We start from the raw sequence: 17,517 nt of genomic DNA, 5'->3' as shown, positions 1-17,517 counted from the left end.
TTCTCTCACCAGGTCTGGGGGATGGCCGGTGCGGGCTCCGTCGACGGAGGGACGCGGTACATCTCGAGGACCTGGGACATGATCTTGTTGAAGGTCGGCGCCGCGGCGGCCGACGTCTTCATGGTACTGGGCTTGGTGAAGCTCACGACGACGACGTACTTCGGGTCCTCGGCCGGGGCGATGCCCGCGACGGACACCACGCGGTCGGAACCGTAGCCGGTGCCGTCGGCGCGGGCCATCTCGGCGGTGCCGGTCTTGGCGGCGACCCGGTAGCCCGGGATGGTCAGCGCGTCCTTCTGCTCGCCGGCCGAGACGACGCTCTCGAGCATGTTCACCGTCGTGTCGGCGGCGTACGGCGACACCACGGTCGTGCCCTCGACGGCGGGTGCCGGCGTGACCGTCCCGTCGGCGGCCGTGCAGCCCTCGACGAGCTGGGACGGGAGCCTCACGCCGTGGTTGCCGAGGGTCTGGAAGATGCTCGCCACGTGCAGGGCCGTCGTCGAGACGCCCTGGCCGAACATCGTGTTGATGCTGGTCTGCTGGTCCCACGAGCTCGCGGCCCGGACGCCCTGCGTCGGCTCGCCGAGGAACCCGACGGCCGTGGGCTCGTTCAGGCCGAACTTGACCATGTAGTCGTACCGCGCCTGCGCGCTGAGGTTCTGCCCGAGCAGCGAGATGCCGACGTTGGACGAGTCGCGCAGGATGCCGGTCAAGGTGAGCCGCTCGGTCGGGTGGAAGCTCGCGTCGTGGATCTCGCCGCCCCAGGGGAACGAGCGGGAGTAGGGCACGGTCGCCTGGCTCGTCGGCGTGGCCTTGCCGGAGTCGAGCAGCATGGCCGCGGTCATCGCCTTGAAGGTCGAGCCCGGCTCGTAGGAGGCGGTGAAGGCCTTGGAGCCGAGGTCGCCGACGTCCTTCGTCAGGTTCACGTCGTTGGGGTCGACCGTGGGCCAGTCCGCCACGGCGAGCAGCTTGCCGGTCGCCACCTCCTGGACGACGGCGGTCGCCGACTCGGCCCCGATGGCCTGGCCCTGCTCGGCGATGGCCTGCTGCGTCATGTACTGCAGGTCCTTGTCGACGGTGAGCTGCAGCGTGCCGCCGGCCACCGCCTCCTTCGTGGTCACGGTGCTGCCGGGGAGCTGCACGCCGTCGGCGCCGCGCTCGTAGGTCTCGCTGCCGTTCGTGCCGGCGAGGCAGGAGTCGGCCGTGCGCTCGAGCCCCGCCTGCGGCCCGTCGGTGCCGACGAAGCCCGTGAGGTTGCCGGCCACCGAGCCGTTCGGGTAGGTCCGGGCGGACTGGCGCTCGAAGTAGAGCCAGGAGACTCCGCTGTTCTTGAGGTCGCGGACGGCGCGGAAGGCGTCGACGTCGACGCCCTTGACGAGGAACGCGAAGTTGGCCTCGGGGTCGCGGGTGAGGGCCTCCTGCATGGTCTCCGCCGACCCGCCGGTGATCTCGGCCACCTCGGCCAGCACCTGGTCGACCGACATGGCGACCTTGGTCTTCTCGCCGTCCGCGCCGGTCCCCGTCACGGTGACGTCGTCGGCGAAGGCGGGCGCGGCGGTGATGTTGTACCGCGTGACGCTGCCGGCGAGGACCGTGCCGTCGTTCGCGGTGATGTCGCCCCGGTCGCCGTACGTCACCTGCTGGATCTCGCGCTTGTTCTGCGACTGCGCGTTGAGCTCGGCGGCCTGGACGAGCTGGATGTCGGCCAGGCGGACGACGAACACGCCGACCAGCGCGATCACCACGGCCATGGCCAGCGTCGCGCGGAGCCGGCGGCTGCGAGGGGCTGTGTTCACGGAGGTGTCCTCACCGCGGCAGGTCGTGTGGCACCGGCCGCTTTCGTCGTCAGGTGCGCCACGAGGGGCGCACCGCTAGCGGGTCTGGGGAGCCGCGAGCTGGTCAGGGTCAGACGCTACCGAGGGGGTGCCGGTTCCCGCGGTCGCCGCGCCCGTCGTGGCGGAGTCGGTCGGAGGCGTGCCCTGAGCGGCCGCGTCGCTCGACGCCGCCGGGTCCGCCGTGTCGGTGGTCGCCGTGTCGGGTGCGACCGTCGCGAGGGGGACGCCGTCGAGCAGGGTGTTCGGGATCAGGTTGTCCGTGCCGTCCGCCGTGCCGTCGGCCGGGGCCGGGTCGCCGTGCACTGCGCCGGTCGTCGGGTCGAGGTAGACCGGGTTCGAGTTGCGGACCATGCCGAGCTGCTCGGCGTTGTTCGCCAGGTTCTGGGGCGACGAGAGGACGTCGAGCTGCTCGGAGTACTTCTGCTGGTCGCGCGTCAGCTCGGTCTTCTCGGCCTGCAGGTCGGAGATCGTGTACGCGCCGTCGCTGAGGGCGATGCTGATCGCCAGCTGCGTCAGGAGGAGCACGAACAAGGAGGCGGTGGCCACGAGCGCGTACGCGATCCGGGGCCGCGCGCGACGCTGTGCCCGGCTCGTGACGATCTCGACCGGTGCCCGGCGAGGCTCGTGCGAGAGGCGGCGCTGCGGGATCGGGTCGATCGCGGCGTTGCTCATGCTGTTCTCCGGATTCGTTCGGCTGCGCGCAGTCGCACGGGCTTGGCACGGGGGTTCAGGTCGATCTCGTCGGCGGAGGCGAGCTCGGCGCCGCGGACGAGGAGGCGGTAGCCGGGCCGGTGCTCGGGCAGCTCGACCGGGAGGCCCTGGGGCGCCGTCGAGGTGGTCCGGGCCGCGAGCTCGCGCTTGACGAAGCGGTCCTCGAGCGACTGGTAGGCGAGCACGACGACGCGACCGTCGACGGCGATGCGGTCGAGAGCGGCGGGGACGGCCGCCTCGAGGGACGCCAGCTCGCCGTTCACCTCGATGCGGAGCGCCTGGAAGACGCGCTTGGCCGGGTGGCCCGCGCGCTGCAGGGCCATCGGGGTGGCGGCGATGAGCAGGTCGACGAGCTCGCCGCTGCGACGGAGCGGCGCCTCGGCACGGTGCTCCACGATGCGACGGGCGTAGCGGGGGCTGAGCTTCTCCTCGCCGTACTGGTAGAAGATGCGCCGCAGCTCGGACTCGGGGTACTCGGCGAGGATCGTCTCGGCCGTGACCGGGGAGGTCGGGTCCATCCGCATGTCGAGCGGTGCGTCCTTGGAGTAGGAGAAGCCCCGCTCGACCCGGTCGAGCTGGAGCGACGAGACGCCGAGGTCGAAGAGCACGCCCTGCACCTCGTCGATGCCCAGCTCGTCGAGGGCGTCGGCCACGCCGTCGTAGCGCGTGTGCACCAGTCGGGCACGCTCGCCGAACGGTCGCAGACGCTCGCCGGCGATCGCGAGCGCCTCGGTGTCGCGGTCGAGGCCGACCACGGTGAGGTCGGGGAACCGCTCGAGCATCGCGGCCGCGTGGCCGCCCATGCCGAGCGTCGCGTCGACCGCGACGGCGCCCGGGCGCGAGATCGCCGGGGCGAGGAGCTCGAGCGTGCGCTCGAGGAGGACGGGGGTGTGGATCTGATCTGCCATGGCTGACCTGGGCCTGGATCCCGGGCCCTGATCCCCATCCATCTCGACCTGGCACCGGGGAAGGTGCGCCAGGGCGGACGGCTGGGAGTCAGGGCCGAGGAGCTAGAAGAGCCCGGGGATCACCTCCTCCGTGGTGTTCGCGAACGCGGCCTCCTGGGCCTCGTAGTAGGTGTTCCACGCGTCCGTGGCCCAGATCTCGGCGCGGTTGCCCGCGCCGATGACCGTGAGGTCGCGGCCCAGGCCCGCATAGTCCCGCAGCGTCGACGGGATCGTGACGCGGTTCTGCTTGTCGGGGACGTCGTCGCTGGCGCCGGAGAGGAACAGGCGCATGTAGTCGCGCCCCTCCTTGCTCGTGATCGGCGCCTGCCGGATGCGCGCGTGCATGTCCTCGAACTCGGCCTGGCTGAACACGTAGACGCAGCGCTCCTGACCGCGGGTCATGACGAGGCCGGAAGCCAGCTCGTCACGGAACTTCGCGGGGAGGATGATCCGGCCCTTCTCGTCGAGCTTGGGCGAGTAGGTGCCGAGGAACATGCGCCTCGCCCCCCTTCGCCCCGCACCCCGTTCGTGGCACGTGCCTCCACTTTACTCCACAATCCCCCACCCGGATAGGCGCCACGGGGCCGAAGTCGTGCCGGGACGTCCCGGATCCGCTCCAGTTCGGGGGCCACGGCGGTGGAGGAGAAGGGAGGGGAAAGTCGACCGGGGACCACGCGACGGGTCCGGGACGCGCGCCGACACCGGGAAGGGACCCCTGCGGGGAGGCGCCAGGAGGCCCGGGCGCACGAGAAAGGGGCCGGCCCGGAGGCCGACCCCTGAGGTCGTGGTGCGAAGTGGAGGACTAGGAGCGGTCGCCGTCCTGGCGGCGCTCCCAGCGATCGTTGAGGCGGTCCATCATGCTGCCGCTGCGCGCGGGGCGCGACGCCGACGGACGAGCAGAACCGGGAGCGGACGACGCGGCGGAGGGACGAGCCTGCGAGCCACGACGGGGAGGCGCCATCGCGAAGACTGCACCGGCCACGAGGAGCACGAAGCCGGCGACGCCGACGAGGGGGCCCACGGGAGGAGTCCGGATGATCACGCCGGTGACGATGACCGCGATGCCGACGAGAGCCGCGAGCACGCCGATGACGACCATCGTGTAGTTCGGGCGCCCACGGCGCCCGCCGACCGTCGCCACGAAGTCGGAGTCGTTGCTGTAGAGGCTCCGCTCCATCTCTTCGAGGAGTCGTTGCTCCTGTTCGGAAAGTGGCATCTCTTTGTTCCCTTCGAGCACAGGCCCCGCGGCCTCGGGATCACCGCGTGTGGATACGGGCGAGTGTATGCCCGGGCGCTGTGGCTAGGCTAGGCAGCGTGGCTGAGAGTACGCGGTTAGTGGACGTCGTTCAAGAGCGCATCGATCGGTTCCTCGACGACCGCCGACCGGCCCTCCGGGGCATCGCCGACGACCTCTCCCCCTTCGCCGGTTTCTCCAGCGACCTGCTCCGCGGCGGCAAGCGCTTCCGGGCCCTGTTCTGCTACTGGGGCTGGCAGTCCGTCGCCGGCCGTGACGCCGGGTTCGACCCGCTCGGGACGACCGTCGACCAGCGGTCCCTCGACGCCGTGATGACCGCCTCCGTCGGGCTCGAGTTCTTCCACGCGGCCGCGCTCGTGCACGACGACATCATGGACAACTCCGACACCCGTCGCGGACGCCCGGCCGCGCACCGCCGGTTCGAGGCGCTGCACCGCGAGGGCGGGTGGCTCGGCTCCGCCTCCGGCTTCGGCACGTCGGCGGCCCTGCTCATGGGCGACCTCCTCCTCGCGTGGAGCGACGAGCAGATCAGCGAGGCCCTCGACGCCCTCGAGTCCCGGGGCGCCGCCCTGTCGGCTCGGCGCGAGTTCAACCGCATGCGCACCGAGGTCACGGTGGGCCAGTACCTCGACATCCTCGAGGAGAACGCCTGGCGCAGCGTCCCCGACGTCGACCTGCTGCCCCGGGCCCAGCGGGTCATCGTCTACAAGTCCGCGAAGTACAGCGTCGAGGCACCGCTCACGATCGGGGCGGCCATGGCCGGCGGCTCCGAGTCGGAGCTCGAGTCGCTGAGGCGCTTCGGCCTCCCCCTCGGCATCGCCTACCAGCTCCGGGACGACCTGCTGGGCGTCTTCGGCGACCCCGAGGTGACCGGCAAGCCCGCCGGCGACGACCTCCGCGAGGGCAAGCGCACCGTCCTCGTGGCGACGGCCCGCCGGGCGCTGCCCCCGAGCTCCGTCCGCCTGCTCGACGAGTTGCTGGGCGATCCCGACCTCGACGACGACCAGATCGGCGTGCTGCAGGCGACGCTGAGGGAATCGGGTGCCGTGGAGGCGGTGGAGCAGTCCATCACCGACCAGGTCGAGCGCGCCGTGGCGGCGCTCGACGGGGCGGACCTCGCGCCCTCCGCACGGGCCCAGCTCACGCGGCTCGCCGACACGGTGACGAAGCGCACCTACTAGGTCCGGGGCCGCCGGCCTCCGGCTGCCCCCCGACCGATCGGGAGAGGGCTCAGAGGAGGCTCTGTGCCACCCGGCGGACCTCGGCTTTGCGCCCCGCGCGCAGCGCCTCGACCGGGGAGACGCCCAGGCTGTCCTCGACGGAGAGCATCCAGTCGAGCGCCTCGTCGTCCGTGAACCCGTTGTCGGCGAGGACGGTGACGGTGCCCCGGAGCTCGTGCATGGGCTCGCCGTCGACCAGGAACACCGCGGGCGTGACGACGACGCCGTCCACCCGCGTGGAGATCAGGACGTGGTCCTCGAAGAGCCGGTGGACGCGGCTGACGCTGAGGCCGAGCAGTTCGACGAGGTCGGGCACCGCCAGCCACTCGGTGTCGTCGAACCAGGGCTGCTGAGAGAGATCGGTCACGGGTCCACCTTGCCACGGTCGCCCGCCGCTCCGTGTCGTGCCTCGTAGCTCGTGTCACTCTCGTCACACAAGCCACAACAGTCACACCAGCAACATCGACCCCGTTCGTAGCACTGGCCACTGTGATTGACACGGGTCTCCACCTGTGCCAACTTGGCACCACGAGACACGCCGTCGCGGATCAGGTTGTCGACGTGTCGGACGCCACGACCCGAGGATCACCTCCATGAACGACAGCAGCTCGGACCGCGCCCTCGACCTCGACGGGACCCCGGACGCACCCCGCGCCACACGGCTGCCCGGTGCCGCCTTCGGCCGCGGAGCACTCGACGCCGACGGACGGGGGGCTCGTTCACGGGCTGCTCGCTCCATGCTCCAGACGGTGCCGATCATGCTCGTCGGCTCGATGGCGCTCAGCCTCGGCATGACCGGCCCCGTGGCGTCGGTCGCCCACCACCAGCAGCCCACGAAGAAGCCGCACGCCGCGCCGCGCCCGATCGCGCTCCCGCCGACGGCAGCCGCTCCGGCCCCGGAGTCGACGTCCGCGACCGTCGACGTCGCCGCGTCGTCGAGCACGGTCCTGGCCCCGTCGACCTACACCGTCGCCTCGGGCGACACCGTCGCCAGCATCGCCGCGTCCTTCGGGCTCAGCACCGCCTCCGTCCTCGCCCTCAACGGGCTCAGCTGGAAGTCGACCATCTTCCCCGGCCAGACGCTCAGCCTCGTCGCGTCCTCGCCGACGCCCGCTCCCGCGGCGCCGACCAGCGCGCCCCGGTCCGCCGCGGCCGGCAGCTACACCATCGCGCGCGGCGACACCCTCAGCTCGATCGCCGGCGCGCACGGGGTGAGCACCGCCTCGCTGCTCGGGGCGAACGGCCTGAGCTGGTCGAGCATCATCTACCCGGGCCAGGTGCTCTCCCTTCCCGGCGGGGCCTCGCAGGCCGCGCCGGCAGCCCCGAGGGCCGCTGCCCCTGCGCCCGCAGCGACGGGCGGCCACGTCATCAGGAGCGGCGAGACGATCGCCTCCATCGCGAGGCAGACCGGCACGACGGTCCAGGCGCTCCTCGCGGCCAACGGGCTGAGCATGACGAGCACGATCTACGCGGGCCGCACCCTCGTCGTCCCCGGCGCCTCGTCGCCCGCCCCTGCCGCCGCGCCCACGACGGTCGCGGCCACCACCTCCGTGGCCCCGCTGACGACGAGCACCACGCTCACCGCCGAGCAGCAGGAGAACGCTCGCGTGATCATCCGCGTCGGGCGCGAGCTGGGCGTCGGAGACCAGGCCATCGTCGTGGCCCTCGCCGCCGCGGCGCAGGAGTCGAGCCTCAGGAACATCGACCACGGCGACCGCGACTCGCTCGGCCTGTTCCAGCAGCGTCCGAGCACGGGCTGGGGCACCCCCGCGCAGCTCACGGACGCCGCGCACGCGACGAAGCTCTTCTTCGGCGGACGGACGAACCCGAACGTCGGCAAGACCCGCGGCCTGCTCGACGTCCGGGGCTGGTCCTCGATGTCGCTGACGGACGCCGCCCAGGCGGTCCAGCTCTCGGCCCACCCCACGGCCTACGCCAAGTGGGAGGCACCGGCACGCACGTGGCTCAGCACCCTGGGCTGAGCCGTCCGCGCCACCACCGCGGCGACGTCGGCGGCACCCTCGTTCGACACTCGCCGGTGAGCCGCGTCCGCCACCGGCGCGCCGACTCGTAAGATCGCCTCGATGAGCGCGAACCAGACTGACCCGATGATCGGCCGGCTCATCGACGACCGGTACCAGGTCCGCTCGCGCATCGCCCGCGGCGGCATGGCCACCGTGTACCTGGCCACCGACCTCCGGCTCGAGCGCCGGGTCGCGATCAAGATCATGCACGGGCACCTGGCGGACGACGCCTCCTTCAAGGAGCGGTTCATCCAGGAGGCGCGCTCGGCAGCGAGGCTCGCCCACCCCAACGTCGTCAACGTCTTCGACCAGGGCCAGGACGACGACAGCGCCTACCTCGTCATGGAGTACCTGCCCGGCATCACGCTGCGCGAGCTGCTGCAGGACCACAAGGTCCTCACGAGCGAGCAGGCCATGGACATCCTGGAGGCGGTGCTCGCCGGCCTCGCCGCCGCCCACCGCGCCGGCATCGTCCACCGCGACCTCAAGCCCGAGAACGTCCTGCTCGCCGACGACGGCCGGATCAAGATCGGCGACTTCGGCCTCGCCCGCGCCGCGACCGCGAACACCGCGACCGGCGCCGCCCTGCTCGGCACGATCGCCTACCTCTCCCCCGAGCTCGTCACCCGCGGCGTGGCCGACACCCGCAGCGACATCTACGCGCTCGGCATCATGCTCTACGAGATGCTCACCGGCGAGCAGCCCTACAAGGGCGAGCAGCCGATGCAGATCGCCTACCAGCACGCGAACGACACGGTCCCCGCACCCAGCTCGGCGAACCCGTCGGTCCCCGCCGAGCTCGACGAGCTCGTCCTGTGGGCCACGGCGCGCGACCCGGAGCACCGTCCCCGTGACGCCCGGGCCATGCTCGACCAGCTGATCGACGTCCAGCGCGTCCTCGCCGACCCGTCCGGTGCTCCCCTCGGCCGCACCATGGTGCTGCCCCCCGCCTCCGCGACGATGGTCCTGCCGCGTGGCGGCACCGGCGAGACGCAGGCGCTCCCCAAGGCACGCCACCGCACCGGACCGGTGGGACCGGCGGCCGTCGACACGGTCGCCGAGCTGAGCGACGTGGCCCGGAGGCGGCGTCGACGGGGCTTCGTGTGGGTCGCGCTCGTCCTCGTGCTGGCCGTGGTCGGCGGCGGCGCGGGCTGGTGGTTCGGCGCAGGGCCCGGCAGCCAGGTGGCCGTCCCCGACGTGGCCGGCCAGGACCCCGCCGCCGCCGCGTCCGTCCTGGAGGCGGCCGAGTTCGTCGTGGCGGAGCAGAACGCGGCCGACTTCTCGGTCGAGGTGCCGACCGGGCAGGTGATCGGGACGGACCCCGGTCCGTCCTCGCGCCTCCAGAAGGGGTCGACCGTCACGCTGGTCGTCTCGCAGGGCCCGCAGCCGCTCGACCTGCCCGCCGTGGTGGGTCAGACCGAGGACTCGGCCCGCGCCTCCTTGTCGTCCTTCGCCGTCCAGGACAGCACGACCCAGTTCGACGCCGCCGACCCCGGCACCGTGCTCGCCGTCTCGGGGGTCGACTCCGCGGGGACGGCCGTCGACCTGGCCGGCGCGGCCCAGTACGGCGAGCAGCAGCCCGTCACGCTGACCGTCTCGCTCGGCCCCGTCCCGGACGTCGTCGGCCAGTCGGTCGAGGACGCCCAGGCGACGCTCCAGGACGTGGGCCTCACGGGCGTCGAGGCCGGCACGGAGTTCAGCGACGACGTCGACGAGGGCGCCGTGATCCGTGCCGACCAGCAGCAGGACGGCCCGATCCGGCCCGGCGCCTCCCTCGACCTCGTCGTCTCGGACGGGCCTCCGCCCGTCACCGTCCCCGACGTCACCGGCAAGACCATCGACCAGGCCACGGCCCAGCTGCAGGCACTCGGCCTGCGGGTCAGCTACGACCGGTGCACGAACTTCACCTGCGCCTTCTTCGACTGGGAGGCGAGCCTCACGGTCGTCTCGACGGACCCCGTCCCGGGAGCCACCGCGTCCCGCGGCTCGACGATCAGGCTGTCCTACCGCGTCGAGTGACCGCCGCGCGCCCGCCCTGGGCCGCCCCCCGTCACGTCGAAGGGCCCGCCTCCCGTGGGAGGCGGGCCCTTCGACGTGGCCGTTCGGCGAGCGGAGGAGGCGCGGCCTAGTTGGCCGCCAGCTCCTCCGCGACGAGGAACGCGAGCTCGAGCGACTGCATGTGGTTCAGCCGCGGGTCGCAGAGCGACTCGTACCGCGTCGCGAGCGTGGCCTCGTCGATGTGCTCGGAGCCGCCCAGGCACTCGGTCACGTCGTCGCCGGTCAGCTCGATGTGGATGCCGCCGGGGTGGGTGCCCGCGGCGCGGTGCGCCTCGAAGAACCCCTTGACCTCGTCCATGATCTCCTCGAAGCGGCGGGTCTTGTAGCCCGTCGGCGTCGTGAGGCCGTTGCCGTGCATCGGGTCGCTGACCCAGAGCGGCGTCGCGTCGGCGCCCTTGATCGCCTCGAGCAGCGGCGGCAGCGACTCGCGGATCTTGCCGGCGCCCATGCGCGTGATGAACGTCAGGCGCCCGGGCTCGCGGTCGGGGTCGAGCACGTCGATGAGGCGGAGCATGTCGTCCGGCGTGGTCGACGGGCCGAGCTTGACGCCGATGGGGTTGCGGACCCGGGAGAGGAAGTCGACGTGGGCGCCGTCGAGGTCACGCGTGCGCTCGCCGATCCAGACGAAGTGCGACGACAGGACGTAGGGCTCGCCCGTGCGCGAGTCGATCCGTGTCATCGGCCGCTCGTAGTCCATCAGCAGGGCCTCGTGGCTGGTGTAGAACTCGACGCGCTTGAGCTCGTCGAAGTCCGCACCGGCCGCCTCCATGAAGCGGATGGCCTTGTCGATCTCCTTCGCGAGGTGCTCGTAGGCGGCGTTGGCGGGGTTCGCCGCGAAGCCGCGGTTCCAGCTGTGCACCTGGCGGAGGTCGGCGAAGCCGCCCTGCGTGAACGCGCGGATCAGGTTGATCGTCGACGCGGAGGTGTGGTATCCCTTCACGAGCCGGGCAGGGTCGGCCCGTCGGGACTCGGGCGTGAAGTCGTAGCCGTTGACGATGTCGCCGCGGTAGGCGGGCAGCGTCACGCCGTCGCGGGTCTCGGAGTCGCTCGAGCGGGGCTTCGCGAACTGGCCCGCCATGCGCCCCATCTTGATGACCGGGACCGAGGCGCCGTACGTGAGCACGACGGCCATCTGCAGGATCGTCTTGACGCGGTCGCGGATCTGGTCGGCGGTGGCGCCGGCGAACGTCTCGGCGCAGTCGCCGCCCTGCAGCAGGAACGCGTCGCCTCGGGCCGCCGCGGCCAGCCGGTCGCGGAGGGTGTCGACCTCGCCCGCGAAGACGAGGGGCGGCAGCGCGGCGATCTCGGCCGACGCGGCCTGGACCGCGGAGGGATCGGGCCACGCGGGCTGCTGCTTGATCGGGAGCGTGCGCCAGTAGTCGAGTCCGTCGATCACGTCGGTGGTGGAGGCGTCGGTGACGACGCCCGCGGACGGTTCGGCGATGGGGACCACGGTCTTCCTTGCAGCTAGGACGGGCCAGGGACCGATCGATCCCGGCGGTCGAGCCTACCGCGCGGAGGCGACGCGCTTCTCCTTGACCGACGAGGCGTAGACGTCGGCGTACTCCTGGCCGCTCAGGGCGCCGAGCTCGTACATGATCTCGTCGGTGATGGACCGGAGGATGAACCGGTCGCCCTCCATGCCCTCGAACCGGCTGAAGTCGAGCGGCTCGCCGAAGACGATGCCGACCCGGCGGATCTTGGGGATCTTGGTGCCGGTCTTCATGACCTTCTCGGTGTCGATCATGGCGACCGGGACGACGGGGACGTGCCCCTCGAGGATCATGCGCGCCACGCCCGTGCGGCCGCGGTAGAGCTTGCCGTCGGGGCTGCGGGTGCCCTCGGGGTAGATGCCCAGCTGCTCTCCGCGGCCCAGGACCGACAGGCCCGTCGCGAGCGACGCCTCCGACGCCTTGCCGCCCGAGCGGTCGATCGACAGCTGGCCGGTGGCGGTGAAGAAGAGGCGCATGAGCCAGCCCTTGACGCCGGAGCCGGTGAAGTAGTCGCTCTTGGCCAGGAACGAGATTCGCCGCTCGAGCGCGAGCGGCAGGAAGATCGAGTCGACGAACGACAGGTGGTTGCTCGCGAAGATGACGGCCCCGGACGCCGGGACGTTCTCGAGCCCCCGGACCCAGGGACGGAACACCGTGAGCATGAGGGGGCTCGCCACCATCGTCTTCAAGAACCAGTAGAGCATCGGGGCCCCTCCCTCGTCGGCGGTCGGAGTCTAGCGAGTGGACGCGTGGAGCCGGGCCAGGTCGGCGGCGCCCACGACGCCCGCGTCGTTGACCAGCTCGGCGATGACGAAGTCGGGCTCCGGGTGGAACCCACGGGCCGGCAGGTGCTCGTGGAACGCCTTGCGGACGGGGGCGAGGAGGAGCTCGCCCGACTGCGCGACTCCCCCGCCGAAGACGAAGACCTGCGGGTCGAGGATGGCGGCGAGCGAGGCCGCGGCCTGGCCGAGCCAGGTGCCCAGCTGACGGAGCGCCTCGAGGGCACCGGCGTCGCCGGCCTGCATCAGCGCGGCCACGTCGTGGCCCGTGAGCTCGCCCTTCTCGGCACGGACCGCCGCCAGCGCCGACCCGACTCCGCCGAGGTCGGCCACCTCGCCCGCCATGCGCAGCAGGGCCCTGCCGGAGCCGTACTGCTCGATGCAGCCGCGGGCGCCGCAGCCGCAGGGCAGGCCGTCGGGCACGATGCGCATGTGGCCGAGCTCGCCGCCGGTGCCGAAGCCGCCCCGGAGCAGGCGGTCCTGGGCGACGACGGCGCCGCCGACGCCCGTGCCGATGGTGAGCATGGTCATGTCGCTCGCGAGGCGGCCTGCGCCGAACCGGAACTCGGCCCAGCCCGCGGCGTTCGCGTCGTTGTCGATCGTGATGTGCAGGTCGAGCTGCTCGGACAGCCGGGCCCTGAGCGGCTCGTTCCGCCACGGGATGTTCGGCGTGTAGTAGACGACCGACTGCGAGGCGTCGATGAAGCCGGGGGCTGCGACCCCTGCGGCGACGACGTCGGGGTGACGCGCCTGGAGGCCCTTCACCATCGCGACGACGGCGTCGACGATCGCGCCGGCGTCGCCGGCGGGGGTGGGGACCCGCTCCTCGGCGACGATCTCGCCCAGCTCGGTGACGACTCCGCCCGCGATCTTCGTCCCGCCGATGTCAATGCCTATTGCCTGCACGAGCGACGAGTCTATCCTCGGCCCGTCTCCTGCCGTTCCACGACGTCCGCAGGTCGTCACGGGACGGACGGAGTGGCCCCCGCTAAGCTCGTCGGACCCTGCCGGTGCCGAAGGAGCTGCCGTGAACGAACACACCGTCCCCCTCGTGGTCCCCGCCGACCCGACCGCCAACGCGACAGACCTGCTCGTGCAGCGGGCGGCGGCGACGCCGAACGAGCCGTTGTTCTCCGTGCCCGACGGCACGGGAGGCTGGACCGACGTCACCGCCGCGGAGTTCGTCGCCCGGGTGCGCGAGGTCGCCAAGGGCCTGATCGCCGCCGGCATCCAGCCCGGCGACGTGGTGGGCCTGATGAGCCGCACCCGCTACGAGTGGACGCTCGTCGACTTCGCGGTCTGGTTCGCCGGCGCGCTGCTCGTGCCCGTCTACGAGACGTCGTCGCCGAGCCAGGTGCACTGGAACCTCAGCGACTCGGGCGCCGTGGCCCTGATCGTCGAGACGCCGGACCACTTCGCCCGCTTCGACGAGGTGCACCCCGAGCTGCCGGACGTCGCCCACGTCTGGCAGATCGACCTCGGCGACCTCGAGAAGCTGGCCCGCTCCGGGCGGGGCGTGTCGGACGACGAGCTCGAGCGCCGCCGCACGCTGGCGAACGGGGACGACCTCGCGACCATCATCTACACGTCGGGCACCACGGGACGCCCCAAGGGCTGCATGCTGACGCACGCCAACTTCGTGGAGACCAGCCGCAACGCGGCGGTGGCCATGGGCGACGTCGTGGCGCCGGGCTCGTCGACCCTTCTGTTCATCACGACGGCCCACGTCTTCGCCCGCTTCATCGCGGTGATGTCGGTGCACGCCGGGGTCAAGGTGGGCCACCAGGCCGACACCAAGCAGCTCCTGCCGTCGCTCGCCTCCTTCCGCCCCTCGTTCCTGCTCGCGGTGCCGCGGGTGTTCGAGAAGGTCTACAACTCCGCCGAGCAGAAGGCCGAGGCCTCGGGCAAGGGCGGCATCTTCCGTCAGGCCGTCGCGGTGGCGATCGCGCACTCCAAGGCCCTCGACGAGGGGACGGTGCCCGTCGGCCTCCGCCTGCGCTTCGCCCTCTTCGACCGGCTCGTGTACCGCAAGCTGAAGAAGGCCATGGGCGGGAACATCCGCTACGCCGTCTCGGGCTCCGCTCCGCTCGGCACCCGCCTCGGGCACTTCTTCCGCAGCCTCGACATCCGCATCCTCGAGGGCTACGGCCTGACCGAGACCACGGCGCCGGCCTCGGTGAACCTCGTGTCGCGGTTCAAGATCGGGACCGTCGGACCGGCCCTGCCGGGCGTCTCGCTGCGGATCGACGACGACGGCGAGGTGCTCGTCAAGGGCGAGAACGTCTTCGCCGGCTACTGGAGGAACGAGGAGGAGACGGCCGCGGTCATGCAGGACGGCTGGTTCCGCACCGGAGACCTCGGCAGCCTCGACTCCGACGGCTACCTCACCATCACGGGTCGCAAGAAGGAGATCATCGTCACCGCCGGGGGCAAGAACGTCGCCCCCGCCGTCCTCGAGGACCCGATCCGCGCGAACCCCCTCGTCGCCCAGGTCGTCGTGGTGGGCGACCAGCGCCCGTTCATCTCGGCGCTCGTCACCCTCGACACCGAGATGCTGCCGGTCTGGCTCAACAACGCGGGCGAGGCCGCGGACATGCCGCTGGCCGAGGCTGCAGAGCACCCCGCCGTGCTGGCCGAGGTGCAGAGGGCGGTCGACCTCGCGAACGAGGCGGTCTCCCGAGCGGAGTCGATCCGCAAGTTCGTCGTGCTGCCGATCGAGCTGACGGAGGCCAGCGGCCACCTGACGCCCAAGATGAGCGTCAAGCGCGCCGTCGTGGTCGAGGACTTCGCGGGCCAGATCGCCGACCTCTACTCCGTCTACCCCAACACGGAGTCGGTCAGGACCGTCTCGTCCGCCGACAAGCCGGGGCCGACCGCCTGACCGCGAGAGCTGCTGGTGGCGCGCCGGTCAGGCCCGCCACCAGTCGCTCGCCCGGATCTGTCGCAGGGCGTCGCGGCGGGTCTCGGTCTCGAGGGTCATGACGTAGAGGGTGCCGGCGAGGTGGTCGGTCTCGTGCTGGAGCGCCTGCGCCATGAGGCCGTCGCCCTCGAGCACGACAGGCTCGCCGTCGAGGTCGATGCCCTCGACGCGAGCCCTGCTCCAGCGCGGGGTCGGGAACCAGAAGCCCGGGACGGACAGGCAGCCCTCCTCCACCAGCTCCTTCTCGCCCGAGAGCTCGGCGATCTCGGGGTTCAGGACGTAGCCGACCTCGCCGTCGACGTTGTAGCTGAAGGCCCGCAGGCCGACTCCGATCTGGGGGGCGGCCACACCGGCGCGACCGGGCTCGCGCACGGTGTCGAGGAGGTCGTCGACCAGCGAGGACAGCCGGGCGTCGCCCACCCGGACGGGGTCGGAGGGCGACCGGAGCACCGGGTCGCCGAAGAGTCGGATGGGTCGGACGCTCACGACGAGCACCTCCTGGGGAAGGAACGGGGACGGGGCTCGGAGCCACCGGAGACGAGGGAGCCTGCCGGGATCGCCCGTCGGGCGACGTGGCGTGCAGGTGCTTCAAGAATAGTGACGGTATCGTCGTCGTCGTGCATGTACTCAGCGTCAGTTCTCTCAAAGGCGGCGTCGGCAAGACGACCGTGACGCTCGGACTCACGTCGGCGGCCTTCGCCAAGGGCCTCCGGACCCTGGTGGTCGACCTCGACCCGCAGTCCGACGTCTCGACCGGCCTCGACATCACGGTCGCGGGGCACCTCAACGTCGCCGACGTCCTCGCGTCGCCGAAGGAGAAGACGGTCCGTGCCGCGATCGCCCCCAGCGGCTGGACCAAGGGCCGCACGGGCAAGATCGACGTCATGATCGGCAGCCCCTCGGCCATCAACTTCGACGGCCCGCACCCGTCGATCCGCGACATCTGGAAGCTCGAGGAGGCGCTCGCCAACGTCGAGGCCGACTACGATCTCGTCCTCATCGACTGCGCCCCCTCCCTGAACGCCCTGACGCGCACCGCCTGGGCCGCCTCCGACCGCGTCACCGTGGTCACCGAGCCCGGTCTCTTCAGCGTCGCCGCGGCGGACCGTGCCCTGCGGGCGATCGAGGAGATCCGCCGCGGCCTCTCCCCTCGGCTCCAGCCCCTGGGCATCATCGTCAACCGTGCTCGCGTCCAGTCGATCGAGCACCAGTTCCGCATCAAGGAGCTCCGCGACATGTTCGGGCCCCTCGTCCTGAGCCCGCAGCTGCCCGAGCGGACCTCGCTGCAGCAGGCGCAGGGCGCCGCGAAGCCCCTGCACGTCTGGCCCGGCGAGAGCGCACAGGAGATGGCCCGCAACTTCGACCAGCTGCTCGAGCGCATCATGCGCACGGCGAAGATCGGCGACTACGCCGAACCCGCCGCGCGCTGAGACCGGTCGCCCCTCCGCACGCCGGTCGAGGCACGCCCGCTGGCGCACGTCTTCTGACGTGGGCTCCTGGGGCACAGGGACCCGCGCCCTGTCGTCTCGCTGCTGAGACGGGGACGAACCCCACGAGAAGTGCCGGCTCGCGGCCGCCGAGGCCCCCGCACGCTGCGCCCGCGAGTGACGGGCAGCGCTCGACCGGACGCCGACCGAAGCAAGTCAGCTGGCGCGGTCGCCTCGACGGGCGGCCAGCTCGTCGGAGGGATCGGCCGCGGGGGTGCTGTCGAGCTCGACGAGGCTCGTCTCGACCTCGCGGAGGACCTTGCCGACGGCGATGCCGAAGACGCCCTGACCGCGGCTCACGAGGTCGATGACCTCGTCGTCGGACGTGCAGAGGTAGACGCTGGCGCCGTCGCTCATGAGCGTGGTCTGCGCCAGGTCGCTGACCCCCGCCTCCCTCAGCTGGTTCACGGCGGTGCGGATCTGCTGGAGCGAGATGCCGGTGTCGAGCAGGCGCTTCACGAGCTTGAGCACGAGGATGTCGCGGAAGCCGTAGAGCCGCTGCGAGCCCGAGCCGGCGGCGCTGCGGATGGTGGGCTCGACGAGGCCGGTCCGGGCCCAGTAGTCGAGCTGGCGGTAGCTGATGCCGGCGGCGCGAGCCGCGACGGTGCCGCGGTAGCCGCTGTCGGCGTCGAGCTCGGGCATGCCGTCCGTGAAGAGCAGGCCCCGCTCGTAGCGGGATCCCTCAGGGGAACCTGACTCGTTCATGCTGTTGCCTTCCACGTCGCGATCTGACCCGAAACATTCAACACCGGGTTGATGGTTCGACCTGGTCCCACGGTACCCACATC

General features: G+C 71.8%; 16 protein-coding genes. 5 read left to right on the top strand and 11 right to left on the bottom strand.

What is annotated here, in order from left to right:
* Positions 1–5: 5 nt before the first annotated feature.
* The 5 genes from ITJ48_RS00815 to ITJ48_RS00795 all read right to left on the bottom strand — a co-directional run bounded on the left by ITJ48_RS00815 (position 6) and on the right by ITJ48_RS00795 (position 4,709).
* On the bottom strand, positions 6–1,796 hold the full coding sequence (locus ITJ48_RS00815) for a peptidoglycan D,D-transpeptidase FtsI family protein (RefSeq protein ID WP_370544711.1): 1,791 nt from the start codon (positions 1,794–1,796) through the stop codon (positions 6–8).
* Positions 1,797–1,871: 75 nt separating this feature from the next.
* A complete protein-coding gene (locus tag ITJ48_RS00810) occupies positions 1,872–2,507 on the bottom strand; it encodes a hypothetical protein (RefSeq protein WP_194612052.1) in 636 nt (211 codons plus the stop codon).
* The gene (gene rsmH, locus ITJ48_RS00805) at positions 2,504–3,454 is read right to left on the bottom strand and encodes a 16S rRNA (cytosine(1402)-N(4))-methyltransferase RsmH (RefSeq protein ID WP_194612051.1); all 951 of its coding nucleotides are present in this window, start codon (positions 3,452–3,454) and stop codon (positions 2,504–2,506) included. Before rsmH ends, ITJ48_RS00810 begins: the two co-directional genes overlap by 4 nt.
* 102 nt (positions 3,455–3,556) lie before the next feature.
* Positions 3,557–3,988: a division/cell wall cluster transcriptional repressor MraZ gene (mraZ, locus tag ITJ48_RS00800; protein ID WP_194612050.1), complete on the bottom strand. Its 432-nt coding sequence runs from the start codon at positions 3,986–3,988 to the stop codon at positions 3,557–3,559.
* 307 nt (positions 3,989–4,295) lie between these two features.
* Positions 4,296–4,709: a DUF3040 domain-containing protein gene (locus ITJ48_RS00795; RefSeq protein ID WP_133737434.1), complete on the bottom strand. Its 414-nt coding sequence runs from the start codon at positions 4,707–4,709 to the stop codon at positions 4,296–4,298.
* 98 nt (positions 4,710–4,807) lie between these two features.
* Here ITJ48_RS00795 and ITJ48_RS00790 point away from each other — a divergent pair, with 98 nt between their 5' ends.
* Positions 4,808–5,929, top strand: coding sequence for a polyprenyl synthetase family protein (locus ITJ48_RS00790; RefSeq protein ID WP_194612049.1), 1,122 nt, complete (start codon positions 4,808–4,810; stop codon positions 5,927–5,929).
* A gap of 49 nt (positions 5,930–5,978) precedes the next feature.
* On the opposite strand, the gene ITJ48_RS00785 is transcribed toward ITJ48_RS00790, so the two are convergent.
* Positions 5,979–6,335 (bottom strand): Rv2175c family DNA-binding protein, encoded by a 357-nt coding sequence (locus ITJ48_RS00785; RefSeq protein WP_370544710.1) that lies wholly within the window; start codon positions 6,333–6,335, stop codon positions 5,979–5,981.
* A 226-nt stretch (positions 6,336–6,561) separates the two neighbouring features.
* Here ITJ48_RS00785 and ITJ48_RS00780 point away from each other — a divergent pair, with 226 nt between their 5' ends.
* Together ITJ48_RS00780 and pknB are read left to right on the top strand one after the other, a co-directional pair.
* The gene (locus tag ITJ48_RS00780; RefSeq protein ID WP_228506178.1) at positions 6,562–7,950 is read left to right on the top strand and encodes a LysM peptidoglycan-binding domain-containing protein; all 1,389 of its coding nucleotides are present in this window, start codon (positions 6,562–6,564) and stop codon (positions 7,948–7,950) included.
* Between the two features lie 102 nt (positions 7,951–8,052).
* Complete coding sequence (gene pknB / locus ITJ48_RS00775; protein WP_194612048.1) at positions 8,053–10,011, top strand: Stk1 family PASTA domain-containing Ser/Thr kinase; 1,959 nt, start codon at positions 8,053–8,055, stop codon at positions 10,009–10,011.
* Between the two features lie 106 nt (positions 10,012–10,117).
* Here pknB and ITJ48_RS00770 read toward each other — a convergent pair whose 3' ends face one another.
* The 3 genes from ITJ48_RS00770 to ITJ48_RS00760 all read right to left on the bottom strand — a co-directional run bounded on the left by ITJ48_RS00770 (position 10,118) and on the right by ITJ48_RS00760 (position 13,228).
* Positions 10,118–11,446 (bottom strand): class II 3-deoxy-7-phosphoheptulonate synthase, encoded by a 1,329-nt coding sequence (locus ITJ48_RS00770; RefSeq protein WP_194613262.1) that lies wholly within the window; start codon positions 11,444–11,446, stop codon positions 10,118–10,120.
* 111 nt (positions 11,447–11,557) lie between these two features.
* Entirely contained in the window at positions 11,558–12,247 is a 690-nt protein-coding gene (locus tag ITJ48_RS00765) for a 1-acyl-sn-glycerol-3-phosphate acyltransferase (RefSeq protein ID WP_194612047.1), read from the bottom strand.
* A 30-nt stretch (positions 12,248–12,277) separates the two neighbouring features.
* Positions 12,278–13,228 (bottom strand): ROK family glucokinase, encoded by a 951-nt coding sequence (locus ITJ48_RS00760; protein ID WP_123545547.1) that lies wholly within the window; start codon positions 13,226–13,228, stop codon positions 12,278–12,280.
* A gap of 121 nt (positions 13,229–13,349) precedes the next feature.
* On the opposite strand from ITJ48_RS00760, the gene ITJ48_RS00755 reads away from it, so the two are divergent.
* Positions 13,350–15,203 (top strand): AMP-dependent synthetase/ligase, encoded by a 1,854-nt coding sequence (locus tag ITJ48_RS00755; protein WP_194612046.1) that lies wholly within the window; start codon positions 13,350–13,352, stop codon positions 15,201–15,203.
* Positions 15,204–15,230: 27 nt separating this feature from the next.
* Here ITJ48_RS00755 and def read toward each other — a convergent pair whose 3' ends face one another.
* The gene (gene def / locus ITJ48_RS00750; protein WP_194612045.1) at positions 15,231–15,728 is read right to left on the bottom strand and encodes a peptide deformylase; all 498 of its coding nucleotides are present in this window, start codon (positions 15,726–15,728) and stop codon (positions 15,231–15,233) included.
* Positions 15,729–15,859: 131 nt separating this feature from the next.
* On the opposite strand from def, the gene ITJ48_RS00745 reads away from it, so the two are divergent.
* On the top strand, positions 15,860–16,672 hold the full coding sequence (locus ITJ48_RS00745; protein WP_123545543.1) for a ParA family protein: 813 nt from the start codon (positions 15,860–15,862) through the stop codon (positions 16,670–16,672).
* Between the two features lie 213 nt (positions 16,673–16,885).
* Here the strand turns inward: ITJ48_RS00745 and ITJ48_RS00740 are convergent, their stop codons facing one another.
* Positions 16,886–17,434 (bottom strand): MerR family transcriptional regulator, encoded by a 549-nt coding sequence (locus ITJ48_RS00740; protein WP_123545541.1) that lies wholly within the window; start codon positions 17,432–17,434, stop codon positions 16,886–16,888.
* Between the last annotated feature and the right edge of the window lie 83 nt (positions 17,435–17,517).

Source organism: Frigoribacterium sp. VKM Ac-2530 (assembly GCF_015350835.1).
GTDB lineage: Bacteria > Actinomycetota > Actinomycetes > Actinomycetales > Microbacteriaceae > Frigoribacterium.
The sequence above is the reverse complement of the archived record's forward strand: the minus strand, read 5'-3'. Positions and strand labels throughout refer to the sequence as shown.

Excerpts from the sequence above, each read along its gene's own strand:
- pknB (WP_194612048.1), top strand. The coding sequence starts at position 8,053 with ATGAGCGCGAACCAGACTGACCCGATGATCGGCCGGCTCATCGACGAC.
- ITJ48_RS00740 (WP_123545541.1), bottom strand. The coding sequence starts at position 17,434 with ATGAACGAGTCAGGTTCCCCTGAGGGATCCCGCTACGAGCGGGGCCTG.
- ITJ48_RS00780 (WP_228506178.1), top strand. The coding sequence starts at position 6,562 with ATGAACGACAGCAGCTCGGACCGCGCCCTCGACCTCGACGGGACCCCG.
- ITJ48_RS00765 (WP_194612047.1), bottom strand. The coding sequence starts at position 12,247 with ATGCTCTACTGGTTCTTGAAGACGATGGTGGCGAGCCCCCTCATGCTC.
- ITJ48_RS00810 (WP_194612052.1), bottom strand. The coding sequence starts at position 2,507 with ATGAGCAACGCCGCGATCGACCCGATCCCGCAGCGCCGCCTCTCGCAC.
- ITJ48_RS00795 (WP_133737434.1), bottom strand. The coding sequence starts at position 4,709 with ATGCCACTTTCCGAACAGGAGCAACGACTCCTCGAAGAGATGGAGCGG.
- rsmH (WP_194612051.1), bottom strand. The coding sequence starts at position 3,454 with ATGGCAGATCAGATCCACACCCCCGTCCTCCTCGAGCGCACGCTCGAG.
- mraZ (WP_194612050.1), bottom strand. The coding sequence starts at position 3,988 with ATGTTCCTCGGCACCTACTCGCCCAAGCTCGACGAGAAGGGCCGGATC.